The 21,657-nt window shown below is 36.3% G+C and carries 20 protein-coding genes; 5 read left to right on the top strand and 15 right to left on the bottom strand.

The window, feature by feature from the left end; all coding sequences use genetic code 11:
- A partial coding sequence (locus BKH41_RS10000) for a hypothetical protein (protein WP_219350028.1) occupies positions 1-248 on the top strand: 248 nt, incomplete at its 5' end.
- Between the two features lie 41 nt (positions 249-289).
- On the opposite strand, the gene BKH41_RS08970 is transcribed toward BKH41_RS10000, so the two are convergent.
- The 6 genes from BKH41_RS08970 to BKH41_RS08995 form a co-directional block, all read right to left on the bottom strand.
- Positions 290-1,123, bottom strand: coding sequence for a YihY family inner membrane protein (locus BKH41_RS08970; protein WP_095299223.1), 834 nt, complete (start codon positions 1,121-1,123; stop codon positions 290-292).
- Between the two features lie 9 nt (positions 1,124-1,132).
- The gene (locus tag BKH41_RS08975; RefSeq protein WP_095299225.1) at positions 1,133-1,975 is read right to left on the bottom strand and encodes a biotin synthase; all 843 of its coding nucleotides are present in this window, start codon (positions 1,973-1,975) and stop codon (positions 1,133-1,135) included.
- Between the two features lie 159 nt (positions 1,976-2,134).
- Positions 2,135-2,590 (bottom strand): thioredoxin-dependent thiol peroxidase, encoded by a 456-nt coding sequence (gene bcp, locus BKH41_RS08980; RefSeq protein WP_095299227.1) that lies wholly within the window; start codon positions 2,588-2,590, stop codon positions 2,135-2,137.
- 10 nt (positions 2,591-2,600) lie between these two features.
- Positions 2,601-3,239, bottom strand: a complete 639-nt coding sequence (locus tag BKH41_RS08985) for a lactate utilization protein C (RefSeq protein WP_095299229.1) — start codon at positions 3,237-3,239, stop codon at positions 2,601-2,603.
- Complete coding sequence (locus BKH41_RS08990; RefSeq protein WP_095299232.1) at positions 3,232-4,686, bottom strand: LutB/LldF family L-lactate oxidation iron-sulfur protein; 1,455 nt, start codon at positions 4,684-4,686, stop codon at positions 3,232-3,234. The genes BKH41_RS08985 and BKH41_RS08990 overlap by 8 nt, the downstream gene beginning before the upstream one ends.
- On the bottom strand, positions 4,683-5,429 hold the full coding sequence (locus tag BKH41_RS08995; RefSeq protein ID WP_095299234.1) for a (Fe-S)-binding protein: 747 nt from the start codon (positions 5,427-5,429) through the stop codon (positions 4,683-4,685). The genes BKH41_RS08990 and BKH41_RS08995 overlap by 4 nt, the downstream gene beginning before the upstream one ends.
- A 222-nt stretch (positions 5,430-5,651) precedes the next feature.
- Between BKH41_RS08995 and BKH41_RS09000 the strand changes: the two genes are divergently transcribed.
- Positions 5,652-7,295, top strand: a complete 1,644-nt coding sequence (locus BKH41_RS09000; RefSeq protein ID WP_095299236.1) for an L-lactate permease — start codon at positions 5,652-5,654, stop codon at positions 7,293-7,295.
- Between the two features lie 91 nt (positions 7,296-7,386).
- Here BKH41_RS09000 and BKH41_RS09005 read toward each other — a convergent pair whose 3' ends face one another.
- Genes BKH41_RS09005 through BKH41_RS09020 form a run of 4 tightly spaced genes read right to left on the bottom strand, consistent with a single transcriptional unit; the run spans position 7,387 to position 11,056 of the window.
- The gene (locus tag BKH41_RS09005; protein WP_095299239.1) at positions 7,387-8,301 is read right to left on the bottom strand and encodes a cysteine synthase family protein; all 915 of its coding nucleotides are present in this window, start codon (positions 8,299-8,301) and stop codon (positions 7,387-7,389) included.
- Between the two features lie 3 nt (positions 8,302-8,304).
- Entirely contained in the window at positions 8,305-9,456 is a 1,152-nt protein-coding gene (locus tag BKH41_RS09010; protein WP_095299262.1) for a PLP-dependent aspartate aminotransferase family protein, read from the bottom strand.
- Between the two features lie 37 nt (positions 9,457-9,493).
- The gene (locus tag BKH41_RS09015; protein ID WP_095299241.1) at positions 9,494-10,534 is read right to left on the bottom strand and encodes an AI-2E family transporter; all 1,041 of its coding nucleotides are present in this window, start codon (positions 10,532-10,534) and stop codon (positions 9,494-9,496) included.
- 9 nt (positions 10,535-10,543) lie between these two features.
- A complete protein-coding gene (locus tag BKH41_RS09020; RefSeq protein ID WP_095299243.1) occupies positions 10,544-11,056 on the bottom strand; it encodes a DinB family protein in 513 nt (170 codons plus the stop codon).
- A gap of 135 nt (positions 11,057-11,191) precedes the next feature.
- On the opposite strand from BKH41_RS09020, the gene dapF reads away from it, so the two are divergent.
- Entirely contained in the window at positions 11,192-11,962 is a 771-nt protein-coding gene (gene dapF / locus BKH41_RS09025; RefSeq protein ID WP_095299245.1) for a diaminopimelate epimerase, read from the top strand.
- On the opposite strand, the gene BKH41_RS09030 is transcribed toward dapF, so the two are convergent.
- The 4 genes from BKH41_RS09030 to BKH41_RS09045 all read right to left on the bottom strand — a co-directional run bounded on the left by BKH41_RS09030 (position 11,950) and on the right by BKH41_RS09045 (position 17,749).
- Entirely contained in the window at positions 11,950-12,525 is a 576-nt protein-coding gene (locus BKH41_RS09030; RefSeq protein ID WP_095299248.1) for an outer membrane beta-barrel protein, read from the bottom strand. The two genes, dapF and BKH41_RS09030, sit on opposite strands and share 13 nt — an antisense overlap.
- 75 nt (positions 12,526-12,600) lie before the next feature.
- Positions 12,601-15,675, bottom strand: a complete 3,075-nt coding sequence (locus BKH41_RS09035) for an efflux RND transporter permease subunit (protein WP_095299250.1) — start codon at positions 15,673-15,675, stop codon at positions 12,601-12,603.
- On the bottom strand, positions 15,675-16,376 hold the full coding sequence (locus tag BKH41_RS09040) for an HlyD family efflux transporter periplasmic adaptor subunit (RefSeq protein ID WP_095299252.1): 702 nt from the start codon (positions 16,374-16,376) through the stop codon (positions 15,675-15,677). The genes BKH41_RS09035 and BKH41_RS09040 overlap by 1 nt, the downstream gene beginning before the upstream one ends.
- 14 nt (positions 16,377-16,390) lie before the next feature.
- Positions 16,391-17,749: a TolC family protein gene (locus BKH41_RS09045; RefSeq protein WP_095299254.1), complete on the bottom strand. Its 1,359-nt coding sequence runs from the start codon at positions 17,747-17,749 to the stop codon at positions 16,391-16,393.
- 204 nt (positions 17,750-17,953) lie between these two features.
- Between BKH41_RS09045 and BKH41_RS09050 the strand changes: the two genes are divergently transcribed.
- A complete protein-coding gene (locus BKH41_RS09050; RefSeq protein ID WP_095299256.1) occupies positions 17,954-19,387 on the top strand; it encodes a chorismate-binding protein in 1,434 nt (477 codons plus the stop codon).
- Positions 19,388-19,396: 9 nt separating this feature from the next.
- Positions 19,397-20,995 (top strand): bifunctional anthranilate synthase component II/anthranilate phosphoribosyltransferase, encoded by a 1,599-nt coding sequence (locus BKH41_RS09055; RefSeq protein WP_095299258.1) that lies wholly within the window; start codon positions 19,397-19,399, stop codon positions 20,993-20,995.
- Between the two features lie 30 nt (positions 20,996-21,025).
- On the opposite strand, the gene BKH41_RS09060 is transcribed toward BKH41_RS09055, so the two are convergent.
- Positions 21,026-21,418, bottom strand: a complete 393-nt coding sequence (locus BKH41_RS09060; protein WP_095299260.1) for a DoxX family protein — start codon at positions 21,416-21,418, stop codon at positions 21,026-21,028.
- Positions 21,419-21,657 lie beyond the last annotated feature (239 nt).

Raw genomic sequence — 21,657 nt, forward strand, 5'->3', positions numbered from 1 at the left:
ACTATAGACCTGCACCTATTCGTAAAAAATCATCCAAACCTAAGAACTTCTTAAAACCTTATCAACCTCCTGTTAAAAATGGATCTGATTCTTTCTATGAGAAGAATCATTTTAAGACTTTTCCATCATCAAATCAGGATTTAGATAAAAAGAATTCTAAAAATTTAATCAAAGCCAATCCTCTAACCCCAATAAGAGAACAAAAACAAATGCAAAACCAAAGACCATTAAGAAAAATCAATAAATAAGCAGATAAATGAAAAAAGAGGGGAATAAAAATCAAAGCATATTATTTTAATGTTTGATGGCTTTTCTCATTTTTTCCAAAATTAGAGATAAACGCCTCACAAGAGCGCATTCCAAAAAGTAAAATCAACCAAGAAATATAAATCCAAAGCATTAAAATCAACAATACTGACACCGAACCATAAAGTGTCGGATAAGTCTTATTATAAGAAACATAATAAACAAACCCCCACTTAAACAAATACCAAATGCTTGCACTTGCAAAGGAAGTAAATACCAATGCCTTTTTGTTCAAAAGCTTATTAGCCGAAATCTGAAATAAAATCAAAAACAGCACACAAGTCCCAAGCCACAATAAAACATCTGGGAAAAACAATCCATTTACCTTATCTTTAAACACTCCCTGCACTTCTTTACTAAAATAAATACTCATAAAAAATGCAATCGGGAATAAAGTCATCATCGCCCAATACACAACCAAAGAATCAAAAAATTTTCTAGGTTTTGAATTGAACATCTTAGAGGTAATGTATTCATAATTCCTAAAAAACATCAAAGAAGTAAAGGCGATATAGATAAGTCCCATAACGCCAAGTTTTGAGCTGTTTTTCATAAAAGTATCCAAAAAAGAACTGATGATTTCAGTGTGAGCAGGAAGAATATTTGAGAGAATGAAAACTTTAAATTCATTCACACGATCTCTAAAATTCGGAAAATTTAACATTACTGAAAAAACAATCAAAAGCAAAGGGATCAAAGCAAAAATCGTATAAAAACTAAGCGAAGAAGCATAGTAAAACATTTCTTGTTCGTGAGTGAGAAAATCATAAACTTCTTTGATTTTCTTTTGAATTTTTTTCCAAAACTCTTGCAACATCATTTCTTACTAATGGCAACTTGTTGCAATTTCAAGCCCATAAGAACGTATCATATCGACATCTCTTTGAGGGGCATCTCCTTTTGTCGTGAGATAATCCCCCAACACAACCGCATTGATACCGCATTCAAATAGCGCCTTTTGTTCTCTTCCAAATACCACTTCCCTGCCCCCAGCAATCATCAAACGAGCTTTGGGTAAAAATTCTCTTGCTAACACCACACATTCCAAAGCTTCTTCAGGTTCAAGAGTATTTTGCACAATAGGCAAGGCGGGATTTTTAATAAAAAAATTAACAGGAACAGAATGCGGAGAGAGAATCTGAAGAGATTTCAGAAGCTCTATCCTATCCCCCCAGCTTTCACCCAATCCAAATATCCCACCACTACATAATCCAAGACCTGCACTCAAAGCATTTTCACAAGTTTCAAAACGCTCTTTCCACGGATGGGTTGTGCAAATTTTTGGAAAAAAATCTTTAGCTGTTTCAAGATTGTGGTTATAACTATCCACACCATTTTGTTTGAGATATTTTAATGAATCCGTATCTGCTCTGCCACAACACGCAATGATATGCAAATCCAATCCATCATCTTTAATCATTTTAGCTGTTTTGGCAATATATTCGCATTTTTTATCATCTAAACCTCTCCCAGCTGTCACTAAACAAAACCCTAAAGCCCCATATTGCTTCAAAGTCCGTGCTTCATTTAAAACAGCTTGCATATCCTTGAATTTATATTTTTCAATACCGGTATGATAATGCGAACTCTGAGCACAATACCCGCAATCTTCACTGCAATTCCCACTACTCACATTTGAAATCGAACATAAAAATATCCCATTGTCCATTTTGCAAACTTCCTCTTTTGATTCATAGGCAAATTATAACAAAATAAAGCGCGCCCACAATTAAAATCTTTGAACTGAATCCTCATATAACCAGTAGTAATCCTGCTAATCAATTTTATAACATTCTAAAATCAAGAAAACATACCAGCAAATAAAATTTTACAAATTCTCTAAAACTTCTTTTGCGTGTCCTTTTGCCTTTATGTTATAGAAAACCTTTTGTATGCGCCCATCTGTATCAATAACAAAGGTCGAGCGAATAATGCCAAATACTTCTTTACCATACATCATTTTTTTCCCATAGACACCATAACTGCTTGCAACACTCCTATCAGGATCACTAAGAAGAATATGCTTGAGTTCTTTATTTTGAATAAACTTCTTATGGCTCTTAGGACTATCAGGACTGATGCCTACAACCACAACCCCTTTTTGGGCAAAATTATGCAACATTTCCGTAAAATCTTGCGCTTCGATCGAACATCCTGGTGTATTGTCTTTAGGATAAAAATACAGCACAATCCTTTTAGAAATCAAATCTTTCAAACCAATTTCGATATCATCTTGGTTTTTCAATCTAAAATCAGGAGCCTGATCGCCTACTTCTAGTTTCATTTTTATTCCTTTAATATAAAATAATCGTTACATTTTGGGGTCCATGAACGCCAAAAACAGTTTGTAGCTCAATATCAGCAGTCCTTGAAGGACCTGCAATAAAAAGCAAATTTGTAGGCAAAACACCATCTTTAGCACGAGCCTTTAAAGCTTGTACTCCCTCAAATAAGTTCTTGACTATTTTGGTTTTGTCTAGCAAAATCACGCAATTAAGGGTAATTAAAGATGCAAGCCTTGGGCTTAATGGAGAAGAAACAATACCTACTATCCCTAAATTTGCCACCCCACAAACCCCTTGAAGGATTGAAGTGTCAATTTGAAAAAGCTCTGATCTAATAGCCTCGATACTCTTATCATAAGCGATTTTTTCAAATTTGCCATCAAGTTGAGTGGCTTCAAAAGGCAAATCCAAAGCATATAAAACCTTTTTAGCACCCATATCTTCAAAAGCTTTTAAAACATCTGTCTTTAAATTTTGAGTACAAGATTCAATCACTTTTGCCCGATTAATTGTTTGAAAATGCTTATATTCTTCTAACAAATCTTGATATTCAGACTTTAAAATGTCTTTAAAGCAAGGCTCAAACTTGACAATATGATTTTTATCAAGCGCTGATCGAACGCGGTTTAATATTTGAGCTTTACTCATAAATAACTCCTTTGAGATTCTTAACTTTAGCGTGCAAAGAAGCATTAATCTTTGGAAATTCACGGCAGAAAACCCAATTTTTTAAGCCTGGTAATATCGGTGCCATCTTTTTTCCCAATGGAGAAAAGAGACCCACTAGATGCAATAACATTCTCCACTTTAATCCGCTTGTTGCCAAAGAGGCAAATACTTCCATTGCAATTTTCTCGCTTTTATTCCTATGGACTTTCTTATATCCTCTGACATCCCCTCGCCCCTCTCCGACTTTTTCGCTTCTAAGATCTCTGATAAGTTCAGCCAACGGAATTTTAACCGGACATACTTCTGAACATCTGCCACAAAGACTGCAAAGATTCACCATATAGCCACAATTGTCTAAGCCAAACAATTGCGGGGAAATCACTTCTCCAATAGGTCCGGGATAAGTCGATAAATAAGCGTGCCCACCTATCTTGTCATACACGGGACAATGATTGAGGCAAGTACCACAACGAATACAGCTAAGCGATCGATAATAATGAGAATCTGCCAAAACATTTGAACGATTATTGTCAAGCATAATAATATGCGCCTCTTGAGGACCATCTAAATCGCCATCTTTTCTAGCACCGGTAATGATATTGTTATAACAAGTAATAGGTGCGCCAACCGCACTTGGAACAAGTAAAGTATCCAAAATAGAAGCATCTTCAAAACTTTCGACTATTTTTTCTATCCCACAAATCGCTACGTGAATATCACAAGCGGTTGTACTCATTCTTCCATTGCCTTCATTTTCGACAAGCCAAATAGCACCCTCATTAGCAATAGCAAAATTTACGCCCGATAATCCCATTTTAAAATCTTCAAATTCTTTTCGCAAATGTTTTCTTGCGATAGCATTTAATTTTTCAGGCTCACTCTCAAGCGGGGCATCTAGTTTATCTTTAAAGATTTCCCCGATTTGATAACGATTCTTATGGATAGCAGGAGCAACAATATGAACAGGAGGCTCATCAATAAGCTGGATAATCAACTCTCCAAGATCTGTTTCTGTAGCAAGAATTCCTTTTTCTTTCAAATAGGCATTGAGATGGATTTCTTCACTCGCCATTGACTTGCCTTTTAAAATCTTTGAAACCCGTTTTTCTTTAGCAAGTTTATAAATGATTTCATTCGCCTCTTGCGCATCATTAGCCCAATGCACTTTGAAGCCATTTTTAAGGGCATTACTTTCAAACCTCTCTAAAAGCTCATCAAGTTTAGAAAGCGATTTGATTTTCACTTCCTTGCCAAGCTCACGCAACCCCTCCCAATCTGTATATCTGCTTGAAATTAAATTTTTTCTGTTGGTTTTAAGCGTTGTCATAGCCGATTTGAGATTCTTCCTAAGCTGTCCATCAGCAAGTTTTGAAGAGATGGCATCTTCATATTGTTTAGCAGAATGAAATAAAGAATTTCCGCTCATAGCAATTCTCCTTTAGTTGCAACCCCAATCCTTTGGGCAATAAAGTCATAAAGATGAACAGGCTTGACCTTGACGCCCATTTTTTCCATTGCACCACTAATATTGAGCAAACACCCCGCATCACCCGAAACCAAATATTGAACATTTTTAGATTGAATATCTTCAATTTTTTCACTCACCATTGCTTTTGAAATCTCAGGTTCTTTAATGCTAAAAGTACCTCCAAACCCGCAACACTCTTCCTCTCTTTCTAGCTCAATTAATTCAACATTACTAAGCCTTCTTAAAAGAGCTTTGGAAGAATCAATGATTTTTGCCACCCTCAATGCGTGGCAATTGGAATGCCAAGTTATTTTAACAGGCTTGCCGCAATCTTCATATTTCACCCCTAATCTTTTATCTAAAAACTCACTCAATTCAAATACACGCGAACAAAAATCATTCACCCGACCATATTCTGGACTGCCTTCAAACAATTCCAAATAATCGTGCTTCATCATTCCTGCACACGAACCACTAGGCACGATAATCGGATAATCTTCCTGAAAAAGATTGATATTATAAAGGGCTACTTTTTTGCTTTCTTCATAATAGCCTGAATTATAACTAGGTTGCCCACAACACGTTTGATCTTTTTTGAAAATAACCTCAACCCCCTCTTTTTGCAAAAGCTTGATTGCATTGACACAAGTATCACTATAAGCAACGCCACCCAAGCAAGTCGAATAGAAATAAACCTTCATTATCATCTCCTTTAAAATGAATCGGCTAAATATACCCAAAAAAGTCACAATAAAAATAAAAATAAAAATTGATGATTTAAATTTTCAACATTATTTTTGATACATATTTACACGTTTGCCCAAAGGGAATAATTTTTATCACTTATAAAATAAAGCTGTCCGAATCTTTTAGTTATACTAAACACTTTATAAATTTAGAATTCAAAAACCAAGGAGAACAAGATGGAATACAACCAAATCTATGATCCGCTAAATAATATTTGGCTGAGTGCCTTTGTGGCTTTTCTGCCCATATTGTTATTTTTTGCCTCATTGATTGTCTTCAAACTCAAAGGCTATATGGCGGGTTTGCTGACTGTGATTTTATCGGCAATTATTTCCATTTTTGTATATGATATGCCAACTCAAATGGTAGTCTCAGCTTTTAGCTATGGCTTTTTATACGGCTTATGGCCAATCGCTTGGATTATTGTAGCAGCTATTTTTCTTTATAAACTATCTGTCAAATCAGGATATTTTGACATTTTAAGAGAAAGCATTCTCTCTATCACTCCTGACCATAGAATTCTTGTTATTCTTATTGGTTTTTGCTTCGGAGCTTTTTTGGAAGGAGCGATCGGATTTGGGGGTCCTGTAGCCATTACAGCTGCAATTCTAGTTGGTCTTGGTCTGCGTCCTTTATATGCAGCCGGACTTTGTATGATTGCAAATACCGCTCCTGTCGCATTTGGCGCAGTAGGAATCCCTATCATTGCAATGGCAGGAGTTGTAAATATTCCCGCTCTTGAAATATCAGCAATGACAGGTAGAATGCTACCCCCATTGACACTTTTTGTTCCGTTTTTTATCGTATTTTTGATGGATGGATGGCGCGGGATTAGAGAGACTTTTCCTGTTGTCTTAGTTGCAGCACTCTCTTTTGCAATCGTACAATTTTACAGCTCCAATCATTTAGGACCTGAACTTCCCGATATTATCTCAGCAGTTGTTTCCATCATCGCAACGACTATATTTTTAAAATTCTGGCAACCCAAAAGAATCTTCCGCACAGATGGAAATAATGAAGTGAATCAGCATTCCAAACACCATATTTGCAAGGTTTTTGTAGCTTGGACTCCCTTTATAATTTTAATCGCAACAATAGTGATTTGGACGCAACCTTGGTTCAAGGATCTTTTCAAACCCGGAGGCGCTTTGGCATTCACCACTTTCAGTTTTGAATTCAGCACAATCAGCGAAAAAATCATCAAAACAGCCCCGATAGCAATAGAAGGAAAATCTCCTGCAGATAAAATCATATTTTCGCTCCCTTTGATTGGAACAACAGGGACTTCCATTTTAGCAGCAGCGATTTTAAGTATCTTTATTCTTCGTGTCCGAGCAAAAGATGCTTTGAATATATTTGGACAAACATTAAATGAGATGAAATTTCCTATCCTCACCATTGGGCTTGTTTTAGCATTTGCTTATATTTCAAATTACAGCGGTATCTCAGCAACCTTAGCCTTAGCGCTTGCAAATACTGGACACGCTTTTACTTTCTTCTCTCCGATAATAGGATGGATCGGGGTATTTTTAACAGGAAGCGATACAAGCTCCAACCTACTCTTTGGCTCTCTCCAACAGCTCACTGCAAGACAGCTTGGAATACCTGAAGTTTTATTCTTAGCAGCCAATTCCGTAGGGGGAGTCGTAGGAAAAATGATCAGCCCACAAAGTATCGCAGTCGCTTGTGCGGCCGTCGGACTTGTAGGGAGAGAGTCAGAATTATTTAGATTCACCTTTAAATACTCAATCCTCTTTGTGATTGCCATAGGGATTATTACAACCATCATTGCTTATATTATCCCTGAAATTATTCCTTAATCACAATCAAGATGCGCATAAAGCGCTCTTTTTGCTTTTATCTCATCTGAAAATTATCTTTCAGATGATAGCTTTGAGCTTTCCAATGGATTCAAAATCCTAAAATATTTTTACTCAAATATTTTTCCAATCCATCAGCAAATATTGTAACAATACGCGCATTTTTTGTTTTTTCAGTTAATTTCAAGCAAGCCCAAAGACAAGCTCCTGAAGATACTCCTCCAAATACCCCTTCATTCTTACATAAAAGACGCATTCCCTCATAAGCTTCTTCATCCTTGACTTTGATGACCTCATCAATTAAATCAAGTTGCATTGTCTTGGGAATAAAATGGTTTCCGATACCTTCAATATTATAACTTCCCATATCCCCACCGCCAATGATTGAGCCGACAGGATCACACAGCACGCCCAAAATAGCAGGATTTTTTTCTTTAAAATATTTCATTACACCGCTAAATGTCCCACCACTACCTGCTCCGCATACAAAATAATCAATCTTTCCTTCCAAAGCATTATAAATCTCCTTAGCAGTGCTTTCATAATGGGCTTGTGGATTATCAGGATTGCTAAATTGAGATAAAGAAATCGAATCTGGGATAGTCTTAAGTAATTCAGCGACCTTTTTGTTTGCTCCCTCAATACCCTCTTCTTTAGGCGTGTTGATGACTTCAGCCCCCAAAGCTTTCATCAGTATTTGTTTTTCAATCGAAAACTTTTCAGGCACAACCATAATCACTCTATAGCCCTTATTTAAAGCCCCTAGCGCAATCCCTAATCCGGTATTCCCCGCAGTCGCTTCAATGATTACGCCATTAGGCTTAAGTTCTCCTCTCTTTTGGGCCATTTCAATCATATACTTCCCAACCCTGTCTTTAATACCCCCTGCAGGATTGCAAAACTCCAGTTTGGCAAAAATACTATTATTGCTCCTTATATCCAAATGGTTGAGTTTGAGTATGGGCGTATTCCCAATCAACTCTTTAACATCATTCAAATATTGCATATATCAAGCCTTCAAACTAAGCTTAATAGCATTCTGCAGATCTTTCAAAATATCATTTTTATCTTCAATCCCCACAGAAAGGCGAATCAAGCGATCACTAATACCCATTTTGCAACGAATTTCAGAAGGTATGGAAGCGTGTGTCATTGAAGCAGGATGGCAAAGTAGCGATTCAACTCCACCCAAACTCTCAGCAAGTGCAATGAGCTTCACAGAAGCAAAAAACTTCTTATAATCATACTCCTCTTTCAAGATAAAACTTATCATACCCCCGCCTCCTGAAGCTTGAGCGGAATTAATGGCATAACCCTTATCTTCAGGCAGAGCTGGATAAAATACCTTTTCAATCCCTTGATGGGTCTGTAGATGTTTGGCAATAAAAAGCGCATTTTCACAATGCCTCTCCATTCTCACACCAAGAGTTTTGATTCCTCGCACCAGTAAAAAACTTTCAAAAGGTGATAAAATGCCTCCTGTAGAATTTTGTATAAAACCGATTTTTTGTCCCAACACCTCATCATTTGTTACAACAAGTCCTGCAATCAAATCGCCATGCCCCCCAAGATATTTTGTAGCACTATGAATCACTACATCAACTCCAAGTTCAATAGGACGTTGCAAATAAGGCGTCATAAAAGTATTATCCACAATGCTTAAAATTCCGTGTTTTTTTGCAATTTTTGCAATTTTTGCAATATCACTCACACCCATTAAAGGATTTGCTGGACTTTCAATCAAAACAGCCTTGACTTCTTGAGTAATAGATTTTTCAAAAACTTCCAAGTCTCCAGTTTCAACAATCTCATAAGAAATCCCAAATTGAGAAAAAACTTTGTCCAAAACTCTGAAAGTCCCACCATAAACATTACTTGAAATGAGCAGTTTATCTCCTGTTTTAAAAAGACTCAAGACTGCACTAATAGCTGCCATTCCCGATGCAAATGCAAAACCGAATTTTGCACTTTCCAACTCTGCTATCAAGGCTTCTAAAGCATCTCTTGTAGGATTTTTAGTCCTTGAATATTCATATCCTTTATTTTTTCCCAACTCAATTTGTCTATAAGTGGAAGTTTGATAAATAGGCACATTCACTGCGCCAGTATTTTCATCTCCATCAATGCCTCCGTGAATCAGTTTTGTATCCATATGAACCATTTCTTTCATTATTGTTCTCCCTGTAAAATTAAAGCAATTACCAATCTTGCTTATCAGAAAAATGATTTTGATAAAGTCTAAGCAAAGCAATAAAAAATGCTGTAATAGTCGGTCCGACGACGATTCCCCAAAAACCAAATGTTGATAGACCCGCCAAAATAGAGAAAAAAATCAAAATCTCATTGATTTGAAGCGGTGTTTTTAAAATCCTTTGTTTGATAAAAGCAATGATAACAGGCTTGATTAAATTATCAATCACAAAGCCTATGAATATAAGCGAATAGAGCGCAATAAATATTGCTGTAGCAATATTTCCGACATAAACCTCATACCCTGCAATCGGAATCCATATCAAAGCCCCACCCACAATGGGTATCAAAGATGCCAAACCATAAAGAATGCCCAATAAAAACCCATCATAGCCAAACCAAATAATAACTGCACCAAAAGCAAAACCCTGCAAAATAACATTAATAATAGAAGTTAAAAACACCACACGTAAAACCCCGTTAATTTCTGCAAAAACACTTCTGCTTTGGGAAATTTCAAAAGGAAGCAATCCAAGCATATAATTATAAATCTTACGCCCATAGTAAAAAAAGAAAAACAAAAAGACCAGAATAAAGCCTGCATCTTTCACAAAATTTAAGCTATATTTTCCAATGTAGCTACCAAACTTGACGATGTAAGTCATTATCGACTCAGCTGAAATATTCGAAAGTATTTTATCAACACTTGAACTTAGCGCAGGAAAGTATTCCAATGCCCTTGAAACTGAAGTCTTGCTTTTCTCTAGAAAAAAAGAAAAAGTCTCCATATCTAAGTCAAGAATAAATTTAAGGCTCTTATGCCCCACGAAATAAAGTGGCACAATCAAAAAAGCCAAAAGAACCCCGACACATAAAAATGAACTCAAAACATTCAATTTGACATAGCGATCAAAAAAATCTTTGAGCCAAAAAGTCGCTACACACAAAAGACCTGCAATCAAGAGATTCATCAGAAAATCTTGATATAAATACCCTATCCAATAAAGACTGATGGCAAAAACGATCCAAAAAAAATAAATGGGACGCATTGTGCGGTTTTATACCCCCATCATCCCATTAAAATCATTTGCAACACCAAGCATATCAAGAGCTGCAGCAATCTGACCTCTATGATGGGTACTGTGAGTGAAAATAGAGATAAGAAAATGATAAATAGGCTTTTCAAATTTCACGCCTGGAAATTCAAGAGTTTCGATTTTAGAAAAATCATTAACATTTTCAACCAATTCGATCATAAAATTATCAACCTTTTGTCTTGCTTCAAAAAGATTTTTCATACTTGATTTCACTTCTTGAGTAACTTTTGTATCCGACTCAGCAATTCTCACGATAGAACTTGCATCCAACTTTTTTGCACTATAATTGACAAACATATTTCCAAAAATCAGTGCATCTACTGCCAAAATATGCTCAAAAACGCCTGCTATAGATTTGAAATAAAGCCCCATATCTTTATTAAAATCAGCTTGAGGGAGTCCTTTAAGACATTCTATCATCTGTGTATTAGCAACTTGGTTGTATTTAGCGTGCAATCTTAAAATTTCTTTCATAATAATTCCTTTAGTTTGAGTTTGAGCGCCGATTATAACAAAATATCTTATTTTTATTTCCCGAATTAAAAATTTCGCCGCATTTCTTTAAACAAAATGATAAAATCACGAAATCAGCGCATACAAAGGAAAAGAATGGTCTTGCACAAATATTGTGGAAGTGGTAATGACTTCCTTATTTTTCACACTTTCAAACATCAAAAACGATCTGAATTCGCAAAAAAAGTTTGCGATAGACATTATGGCATAGGAGCCGACGGACTTGCAGTACTTTTACCCCACTCAAAATACCCTTATGAATGGGAATTCTATAACTCTGATGGGAGCGAAGCAACAATGTGCGGTAATGCCAGCAGATGTGTTGCTCACTATGCTTATCATCAAGGATTTGCACCTGCTAATCATAGTTTTTTGACCCAAGCAGGAGAAATTCAAGTTAAGGTAAAAGACAATGTCGTCGAAAGCAATTTGGGATCATATAAATCACTGAAAAAAATCCATTTGAATATCCAAGAATATAATGGAGATTGGTATTTGATTGATACAGGCGTTCCCCATTTAGTACATTTTGTCAAAGAAGAATCAAAAATCCCTTATTCAAAAAATCCCATTCTCACCCAACTCCGTCAAAATTATAACGCTAATGTCAATATTGCTTTTATCCAAGAGAATGGTTTCATTTCACTCAGCACCTATGAAAGAGGTGTGGAAGATATCACATTGGCCTGTGGAACAGGAATGGCTGCAGTTTTTGCGATCGCCTCTATGTATTATGGCATATCCAAAAAAGCCATTCTGATGCCTCCAAGCCAAGAACAACTGACACTAAGTTTTAAAGATAAAAATATTCTTTATAAGGGTGAAGTGAAATATATCGGGATTTGTATTTTTAATCAAAATAAATAAGAATAAGAAGCGCTTGCATAAGTATCCTCATAAGAAACTCCAGAACTAGAGGCTATTTTGCTAAAGGGAATTTTTATCCCGATCTCAACCCGATGATTCTCTTGAAATGTTGCCCCTAAACCAAAATTTAAAATCCCACTACTCCCATATACAAGTGCCTTATCTTCGGGTGTCACTTTCACAACATTAGCGTGTTGAAAATACCCAAAACCAATCCCTCCATAAATGCCAAAAGTATTATCCTTAATATGTAAAACATTCACTAACAAATCTGCATTCAAGCTCAATACCGAAGAAGTAATTGTATCAAGCCCTGAAGGTTTAATAGCCATCAGATAATCCAAATAAGTTCTGATGCCAAGATATTTAATGAATGTAAATTGATAACCGCCTCTAGCTCCCCAAACAAAAGCTTTATAAGAATTTGCAACATCCCGTTTGCCGTTCAAGATTTTTGAAATATCTGCCACTCCTAATGCTCCCCCGATAAATATCTGATTCTTATAAAGTTCTGAAGCATTCAAACCCAACAGCAACAAACATAAAAAAATAGCTATTCTCATTTTTTTCCACTAATTATAAATTTATTTTGACTATTATACCCCATATTGCCAAAAAGAAAGGCTAAAGCTTTAAAATCAAAACTTATCGCCCTCTTTAGGTTTGTAAAATTTCTTGATACGGTCATCTATAGGGGCAAGCAAACGATAAAAAACAGGAACGATCAACAAACTTAAAAACATCGACACAAGTAAGCCCCCACTCATTGCAATCCCGATGGGCGATTTCATTGCCGAACCATCACCGGTTGCTATAGCAAGCGGGAGCATACCAAACACCATTGCTATGGTCGTCATCAAAATAGGTCGGAGCCTAGACTCCCCTGCAAGAATAATCGCATCATAAATATTATGCCCCTCCTTACGCTTATCATTGGCAATATCAATCAATAAGGTAGCATTCTTGCCCACCATTCCTATCAGCAGTATCAAACCCATCATTGAAAACATACTCAAAGGCTGACCTACAAAACCAAGTGCAAAAAATGCTCCTGAAAAACTCAAAGGCATTGTAATCATAATAATTAAAGGCTCCAAAAGCGATTCATAAAGTGCTGCAAGAATCAAATAAATCAACACAAAAGCCGTTGCTACTGCTACACCAAAAGCCTGTCCTGTTTCTGCAAGGTTATCAGCATCTCCTCCAAAAGCAATGCTTGCCCCCGGAGAAAGCCACTCAGAAGATCGATCGGTAACGATTTTTAGCAAATCACCCAAAGAAATGCCCGAATCTTTCACAGGCTGACCATACACAGTTACGCTTCGCTGTCTGTCATATCGTGTGATATTTGAGGGCGTGATGTCTTCTTTAATCTCAACCAAACCATCTAAAAACATCAATTTACCATTTTTGTTCTTGATCTGCAAGCGTTTAATATCATCCACAGATACTCTTTTATTATCTGGAACCCTAATGGTAATGTAATATTCTTTTCCATTTTCCTTAAAATATGCAGCCTGATTCTCCCCTGAAAATGCAGCATTCACAACTTGCCCGATTGCTTGGGCAGTGACACCGTATTTATTGGCATTCTGTCTCAAAACGGTCAATTTATACTGAGGTTGCATATCAGAAGTACTTGTATGGTAATTCTCAAACTTCCCTTTAAGTTCAGGACTTTCCATTAAAAAGTTATGCAACTTCTTGACACTCTCATCAACTAAAGCCTGAGAAGGGGCATAAACATAAACCTGAAACGGCGAATTGTCTCCTCCACCAATCAATGGTACTTCAGAAGGAATAATTGCGGTCATAATTTTTGCTTCAGGCATCGCATTGAGAGTCTGGCGAACTTCATTCATAATCTCAAACTGACCCTTTTTTCTTTCTTTTTCAGGCTTGAGCTTCACATAAATTTTAGATTTAAATACGCTTTGTATCTTTCCATACCCCACTTGAACGGTTGTAAAATCAACATCAGGACGTTTTTCAATCTCTTTTTGAAAATCCACCGTTCTTCTTTGCATATCATAAATACTGATGCCTGGCTTAGTTTGGATCCATACATAAAACTGACTCCTGTCCTCTTTAAGCATAAAATCTGAACCCAATCTCCCCGCAACTACCAAAGAACCGATAAAAATCGCAGTAACTAAAACCACAATAATGATTTTGTTATTCAAAACAAATTTCAATATCTTGACATAAACGCTTTCCATTCCTCTAAAAAAGGGTTCGCTCCAATGATAAAACTTAGATTGTTTTGGACTAACAATCAATGAGCTTACCATCGGGATAATCGTAATGACTACAATATAAGAAATTGCAATCGCAAGGGCTACTGTGATACCAAAACTCTGAAAAAACCTGCCCACAATCCCAGTCATATTTCCTACAGGTATAAAAACTGAAAGCAACATCGCTGAAATTGCAATAATCGCAAAACCGATCTCTCTCACACCCTCATAAGCAGCTTCACGTTTGGTCATTCCAGCCTCAAGCTTCTTATGAATATTTTCAATAACAACAATCGCATCATCAATGATAATCCCAATAGAAAGTGTAAGAGCCACCATCGTCAGCATATTTAAAGAAAATCCCATCATCTGAACAAGTGCAAAAGTTCCCATCACAGAAACTGGGATACTAATAGCAGAAACCAAAGTGATGGTAAAATTCCTCAAAAATAAAAAGACCACCGAAACTGCCAAAACCCCACCAAGTATCAAGTCAAACTCGATATCCTTGATTGAAGAGCGGATATACTCTGTAGTATCCAAAAAGGTCTTGACTTCATAGCCTGGACTGACTGCTTTGATCGCTGGAAGAGCTTCATAAACCCCATCAGCAATCTCAACTTCATTGGCTCCCGATATTTTCTGAACCTCAAAAATAACACCGGGTTTATCTCCAAATGCTGCATATGTAGTATCTTCTTGAATACCATCTTCAATAACAGCAATATCACTAAGCTTGACATTACTGGCAACTCGAATATTAGCGACTTCTTCTATTTTATAACTATTAGCATCTGTAAGGATTGAAAAGTCTTTGGTATCATTTACAATCCTCCCCCCATCAACTTCAAGATTTTCGCTTCCAAGAGTATTCCAAAGATCGGTATAGGTAATCCCATATTTGTTCATCAAAGTCGGATCAGCATAAATCCTGATTTGTCTTTCTCGATAACCATTGAGCTGTACCCCTCCAACCCCATAGATTTTCTGAAGCATTGGCTTGACAATATTTTCAGAATGCCTCATTAACTGCGGGACAGGAATTTTATCACTGCTTAAAAACAAAGAGATGATCGCTTGCCCATTCGTGTCAAACTTATCCATAGAGGGCTGATTGATGTTAGGATCATCAAATTTTACGGAGGAAACTTTATTGATAACGTCATTCATCGCTTCATCAATAGGCTTTTCCAACTGAAACTCAATGATAACCAAACTGATGTTTCTAGCACTATTTGAAGTTACCTTTTTAATCCCATCAATCCCCATAACCGCTTCTTCAATCTTATCGGTTACCTTGCTTTCAATGACATCTGCACTTGCTCCTGGATAAGTCGTACTAACCATAATAATAGGAAAGTCAATATCAGGAAAAAGAGCTGTTGGGATTTTCTTCAAACCCAGTACTCCAAAAAAGACGATTGCCAAAGCAAACATCAACGTCGTGATTGGACGAGTTATAGCAAATTTATACATTATTTAATCCTTATATAACCATCGCCAAAAATACCGGGTGCCATATCATCTCCAGCAATTGCTTCAGCGCTCACTTTTCTTGTCGTATCATCAACGGTGGGATAAATCTTTGTGATTTTCACAATCTTTTGCTCCCCGCTCCCATCAATAGAATAAGCGTATTCATCTCCAACTTTTACTTTATCAATATATTTAGAATCAAATTGCAAAACAATTTTTTTCTGATGGCTCACAAGCCTGAAAAGCGTCGTGCTATTTGCCATAACGCCATCTCCAAGATTGATATTTCTACTTGCAATCACCCCATCAAAAGGAGCTTTCAAAATACTTTTATCAAGTAAAGAAACATAGTAAGCATAATCAGCTTCAAGTTTTTTATAATCAAAATAATATTTGTCCAATGTGTTTTTGTCTATCGCCCCACCGGTTTTGCTGTATCTTTCGTATTGCTTTTTGGCAAAAAGATACTGCTGTTTAATGGAATCTGCCTGAGCAATCTTATCTTTATTTGACAAAGACAAAAGCTTATCTCCCTTTTTCACAACACTATCAACATCAACAAGCAATTCTGATATGATCCCAGATGTGTCTAGTGTCAAATTCGAATCTTGAACAGCCTCTACATTAAAAATCGCATATATATCCTCACCCCACAACAAAGACACGCTTAACAGAGCTGCTATTAAAAATTTTGCTTTCATTAAAGTTATTCTCCTTATTTTATATAATCCTGTATTTTTTGACCACTATAAAAAATATAATTGGCTTTTTGCAATTCATAGTTGTTTAAACTTTGATTATAAGTCGCTTCCGCATCAAATTTTGTACTCAAAGCTTGCAGATAATCCGTAAAATTTACCAACTGAGCATCATATTTTTTCTTAATGTTTTGATAAGAAATGGTTGCTGATTTGAGACTTGCTTCAGAAGAGGCAATCTTGGCTTTTGCAATTTCCAAAGATTTTCTATAAAGCTTTTCGTCTTTTTTTTGCTCCAATTCCTTATAGAGCAAGTTTTTTTCATTCGCCATCTGCCCGAGTTTAAGATACTGCTTTTGCAAGCCTAATCCAATATCGTCAAAAACTTTTAAAGTTACGGTAACGCCCATCACATTTTGTTGGGTCGGATAGAGTTGTCCAAGTCCCGAATAGGCATAAGCAGGCTTTTGAATATTGTAAGTCCAAGTATCAAATACCGAAACTGTGGGATAAAAATTCAGCTGCTTATTTTGATAAACCTGCGCTCTAATCTGTTCTTTTAAAGAAGTCAAATCCTGACGCTCTTTGATCTCATAAACCGGACTACCGATTTCATTTCTTTTAAGTGCTTCAAAATCGATATTTGTCAGATATTCAAGCATCAATTTATTTTGTTCGATAGAAAGTTTGATGTCAGAAATTTGATATTCACTCAAAGAGCCTTGTGCCTTTAAAGATTCCAAATCATCAATAGTCGTCAGACCTTGATTATAGAGTTTTGACACCCTTTGGATATCTGAATTGATCTGTTCAAGCTTTCTTTGAAGCGAAACAAGCTGGGAAACATTGTCAAAATATTGATAATACTGTTGGATAACTTGAAGATAAATATTTTGTCTAGTGTATTCCATATCCGCTATGCTAGAGCGATAAGTGGCGGATTTTTCCTTGACGGTATTGATAGTATTAAATCCATTAAACACATCCAAATTAAATTTTGCATTTGCAATTTGGGTGTTATAGTTTTTAAACTGCTGGGTATCTCTATTGTTATTTTGAAAGGTGTAATCCAAATTCAAAGTAGGCAAAAAAGTTGCTTGAGCAATCGTATGATTCTTTTTTGCCTGTTGCACACTCAAAGCTTTTGATTGGAGTGAATAGTTTGTATCCGCTCCTTTTAAAAGTTCTGCTAATCCGATGGAAGCCTTAACGCTTTTTCTAAATTTTTCCATTTCTGAAGAGATACTTGGATCATCTCCATTGCTTCCAATACTCAAATCCATCAGTCCTGCCGTATCTTTTTTGGCATCCAAATCGTTTGCAAACAAGCTCCACATAGGCAAAAAAGCCAATATAAGCAAACCTAAATATCTCATTTATTCTCCTAAACATTAGCGGTATAAAAATTTATAAATTCAAATGTATCATCACAATGCGAGTGCGAAGTATAGCACAAAAATTTTAATAGTTGCATATGCAATCATTTCTTAATTTTCGAAATACAGGGAGTTCCTATAAACAATAAATAATATTTTTAATGTATAATCTAATAAATAAAAATTGTTCAATCGGAGATTTGTATGTTTGATTTTGACTCAAACCTTCCGTCCCAAATCGCATTCAAAAAGATAATATCTGATAGTTTTACACCCTTAATGGTACTTGAAAACATCTCAGCAAGAGTTCTTTTGGAATCAGCCTATCAAGAAACAGGAAAAGAAAGATATTCTTTAATGATGCTCACAAGTGCATTTTTAATCATCAAAGAAAAAGGGCAATATTACCTCAAAGCCCAAGACTTTGAACTTTGCCTAAGTTCGATAGATGCAAATAAAAAATTTTTGGATTGGTTGGAATTTTTTAGAGATCTCTCTCCTCAAAAACCCCAAACCCTTCAGAATATCCCCCTTCCTTTGGGAGGAATGGGCTATTTGGGCTATGAATTTTTTGAAGAAATAGAAGACATCACATTTGATAAACCCAAAATCATTGATGCCTATGATTGCGCCTTTATCTTCGGAAGAGATTTTCTAATCTTTGATCATCTTTATGATGAAGCCTATATTGTAAGCATTAGCTATGCTAAAGAAAATGCAAACTTTAATCTTGAAACCAATATCAAGCATATCGAAAAAAAACTCCAAGAAATCACTCTAGGCTTTCCTTCTGAAAAAACCTATCCCGCCCAAATCATTTCTGAAGACAAACAAGATTATTACACGCAAGCAGTCAAATACATTCAAGAAGAGATCTACAAAGGCAATCTACTCCAATGTGTCCCCTCTCAAAGTATGCAAATCAAAACCGATCTGCCTCCTTTAGAAGCCTATCGCAATTTAAGACATAAAAATCCTAGCCCATATATGTTCTATTTTGATTTTGAAAATTTTAAGATTTTAGGCGCTTCCCCTGAAGTGATGATCAAATGCCAAGATTCTACTCTTACGCTTCGCCCAATAGCAGGTACCCGCAAAAGAGGAGACACACCCGCAAAAGATCTAAACATTCAAAAAGAGCTTTTAAATGATGAAAAAGAAAACGCTGAACATTTGATGCTTGTAGATTTAGGAAGAAACGATATAGGAAAGGTCGCTATCGCAGGTAGCGTAGAGGTCACTCAATTCAGAGCGATTGAAAAATATTCAAAAGTAATGCATATTGTCTCTGAAGTCAAAGGGAAGCTTGACAAAGAGAGATATACTTCCAAAGATGCTATTTATGCGACCTTTCCTGCCGGTACCATCAGTGGCGCTCCAAAAATTCAAGCCATCAAAACCATCAATGCCCTTGAACCCCATAAACGCGGTATTTATTCGGGTCTGATAGGGTATTTTGACAAAAACGGCAATCTTGATAGTGCAATCATCATTAGAACTGCCGTGTATCAAAATGGGATCTATTATCTGCAAGCAGGAGCAGGAATCGTTTATGATTCAGACCCACAAAGCGAATATATTGAGACTCAAAATAAAATGCTTGCTCTTGTTGAAGCCATCACTCAAAAACATTCTTAAGGAAAGGCGATGATTTTACTTATTGATAATTACGATTCTTTCACTTATAATCTCTACCAAGTCTTTTCCAAATTCAATCATCCCATTAAGGTTGCTAGAAGCGATAAAATCGACATTGAAACAATCAAAGCCCTCAATCCTCAATATATCGTTATCGGTCCAGGTCCAAAAACACCAAAAGAAGCAGGCATATCCATCCAAATCGTTCAAGAACTCAAAGGCATCTATCCCATATTAGGGATTTGTCTTGGACATCAAGCCATACTTGCAGCATTTGGAGTTCCAATTGTGAATGCCAAAAAAATCATACACGGAAAGATAGAACCGCTCAAACACAATGCTCAAGGCGTGTTTAGAAATATCTCCCCAGACACGCCCGTTGTACGCTACCATTCCCTCGCAGCCAAAGCCCAAGACATTCCTGATTTTTTTGAAATCACAGCTTTTGCTCTTGATGATGAGGTAATGGCTGTTGAACATAAAAATTACCAATTAATCGGACTGCAATTTCACCCTGAATCCATCGGTACAAAAGAGGGTGAAAAAATGATTTTGAATTTTTTGCATTACCGCAGAGAAAGCATTCCCATTAAAACCTACCTCAAAAAAGCCCTAAGTCTCTCAAATTTAGAGTTTCAAGAAGCTTATGACATTATGGACGAACTCACCGAAGGAAATATGAGTGATGCACAAATCGGCTCATTATTTACCTCTATGGAAATCAAAGGCGTGAGCGCAGAAGAATTAGCCGGATTTGCAAGCGTTTTGAAAAAAAAGGCGGTTTCTTTTCCACTCCCCTTATCAGGCGAAAAGCGTTTGGATATTGTAGGAACAGGAGGAAGCCCCAATAAGACTTTTAATGTTTCAACAACCTCTTCGCTTCTACTTGCAACTGCAGGCGTAAAAGTCATCAAACACGGAAATGGTGCCATTACAAGCAAATCAGGTTCTGCCGACCTTTTGGAACAGCTTGGAATCAACGTTAATATGAGTGTTTCAACTTGTATCCATTGTTACAAAGAGCTTGGAATTACTTTTTTACACGCATTAAAATTCCATTCTGCGCTTCGTTTTGCAAGCAGTGCAAGAAAATCTCTAGGATTTAAAACCGCCTTCAATCTCATCGGTCCTTTGGCAAATCCTGCTGCAGTCACACACCAACTCATAGGGGTTTTCAACAAAAACTACACCGAAAAAATGGCTGAAGCCTTAAATATATTGGGCATTAAGCGCGCTTTAGTTGTGAGTGGATTTGATGAGTATGATGAAATTTCACTATGCGCACCAACCAAAATCACAGAGCTTCAAGATGGAAAAATATGGAGTTATGATTTCACACCTATAGAAGTCGGGCTTGATTATGCAAGACATTCAATGCTTAGAGGTGGGGATAGTTTTACAAACAAAGAAATTACATTAGATATCTTCAACAATACCCCTTCAGTAAAAAGCGATTTAGTATGTCTCAATACTGGAGCAGGACTCTATCTATATGGCTTTGCAGACTCCATAGCCGAAGGTTATTGGCAAACAAAAGAAATACTGAAAAGCAAAAAAGTATTCAAAACACTAGAAGATTTTAAAAAACTCAGTCACCTTGCTCTCTGAGTTTTAGAGAGATTCCTCTCTCTAATGAAATTATTTTCCCTTTTTGATATCAAAGGCAAAGCGCCCGCTACCCAAAAATAAAATACTCAAAGCCCCAAATAAATAAAGTCCCTGAAGCTCTATTATCCAACCTCCGGTTTGATTGATACCAAAAATATCTCCTGAAGTCACTACAAAAATAGCCATCAACATAGTCAAAATAATCAAAACTGAAGCTAATTTCACACGAAAACCTAAAATCAACATAATCGGAGCCAAAATCTCACCCAAATAAACTCCATAGCCAAAAAAACTTGGAAAACCCATCCCCTCCATCATTCCTTTGACACCATCAATTCCATAAATGACTTTATAGAATCCGTGAAAAAGCATCAGAATTCCAATATTTAATCTTAAAACTAATTTTCCTATATCTTCTGACATTAAGTATCCTTTATATATTTTATACCCGCTTAAAAATCAAGCAAGAATATTATAATATAAACAAATCCTATTCCGATGCAAAGCAGTTGTTCTGATGGATTGACTTCTTAAACAACATTAGAATAAAAATCATCACTACCTTGAATTGCTCTTCCAATATCATAAAAAAACATTCCAATCCAGACATTAAACTCTAAAACTGATTTGATTGTATCTTTTAACATCACACTATCCTTTAT

It is taken from the genome of Helicobacter sp. 12S02232-10 (assembly GCF_002272895.1).
Lineage (GTDB): Bacteria > Campylobacterota > Campylobacteria > Campylobacterales > Helicobacteraceae > Helicobacter_J.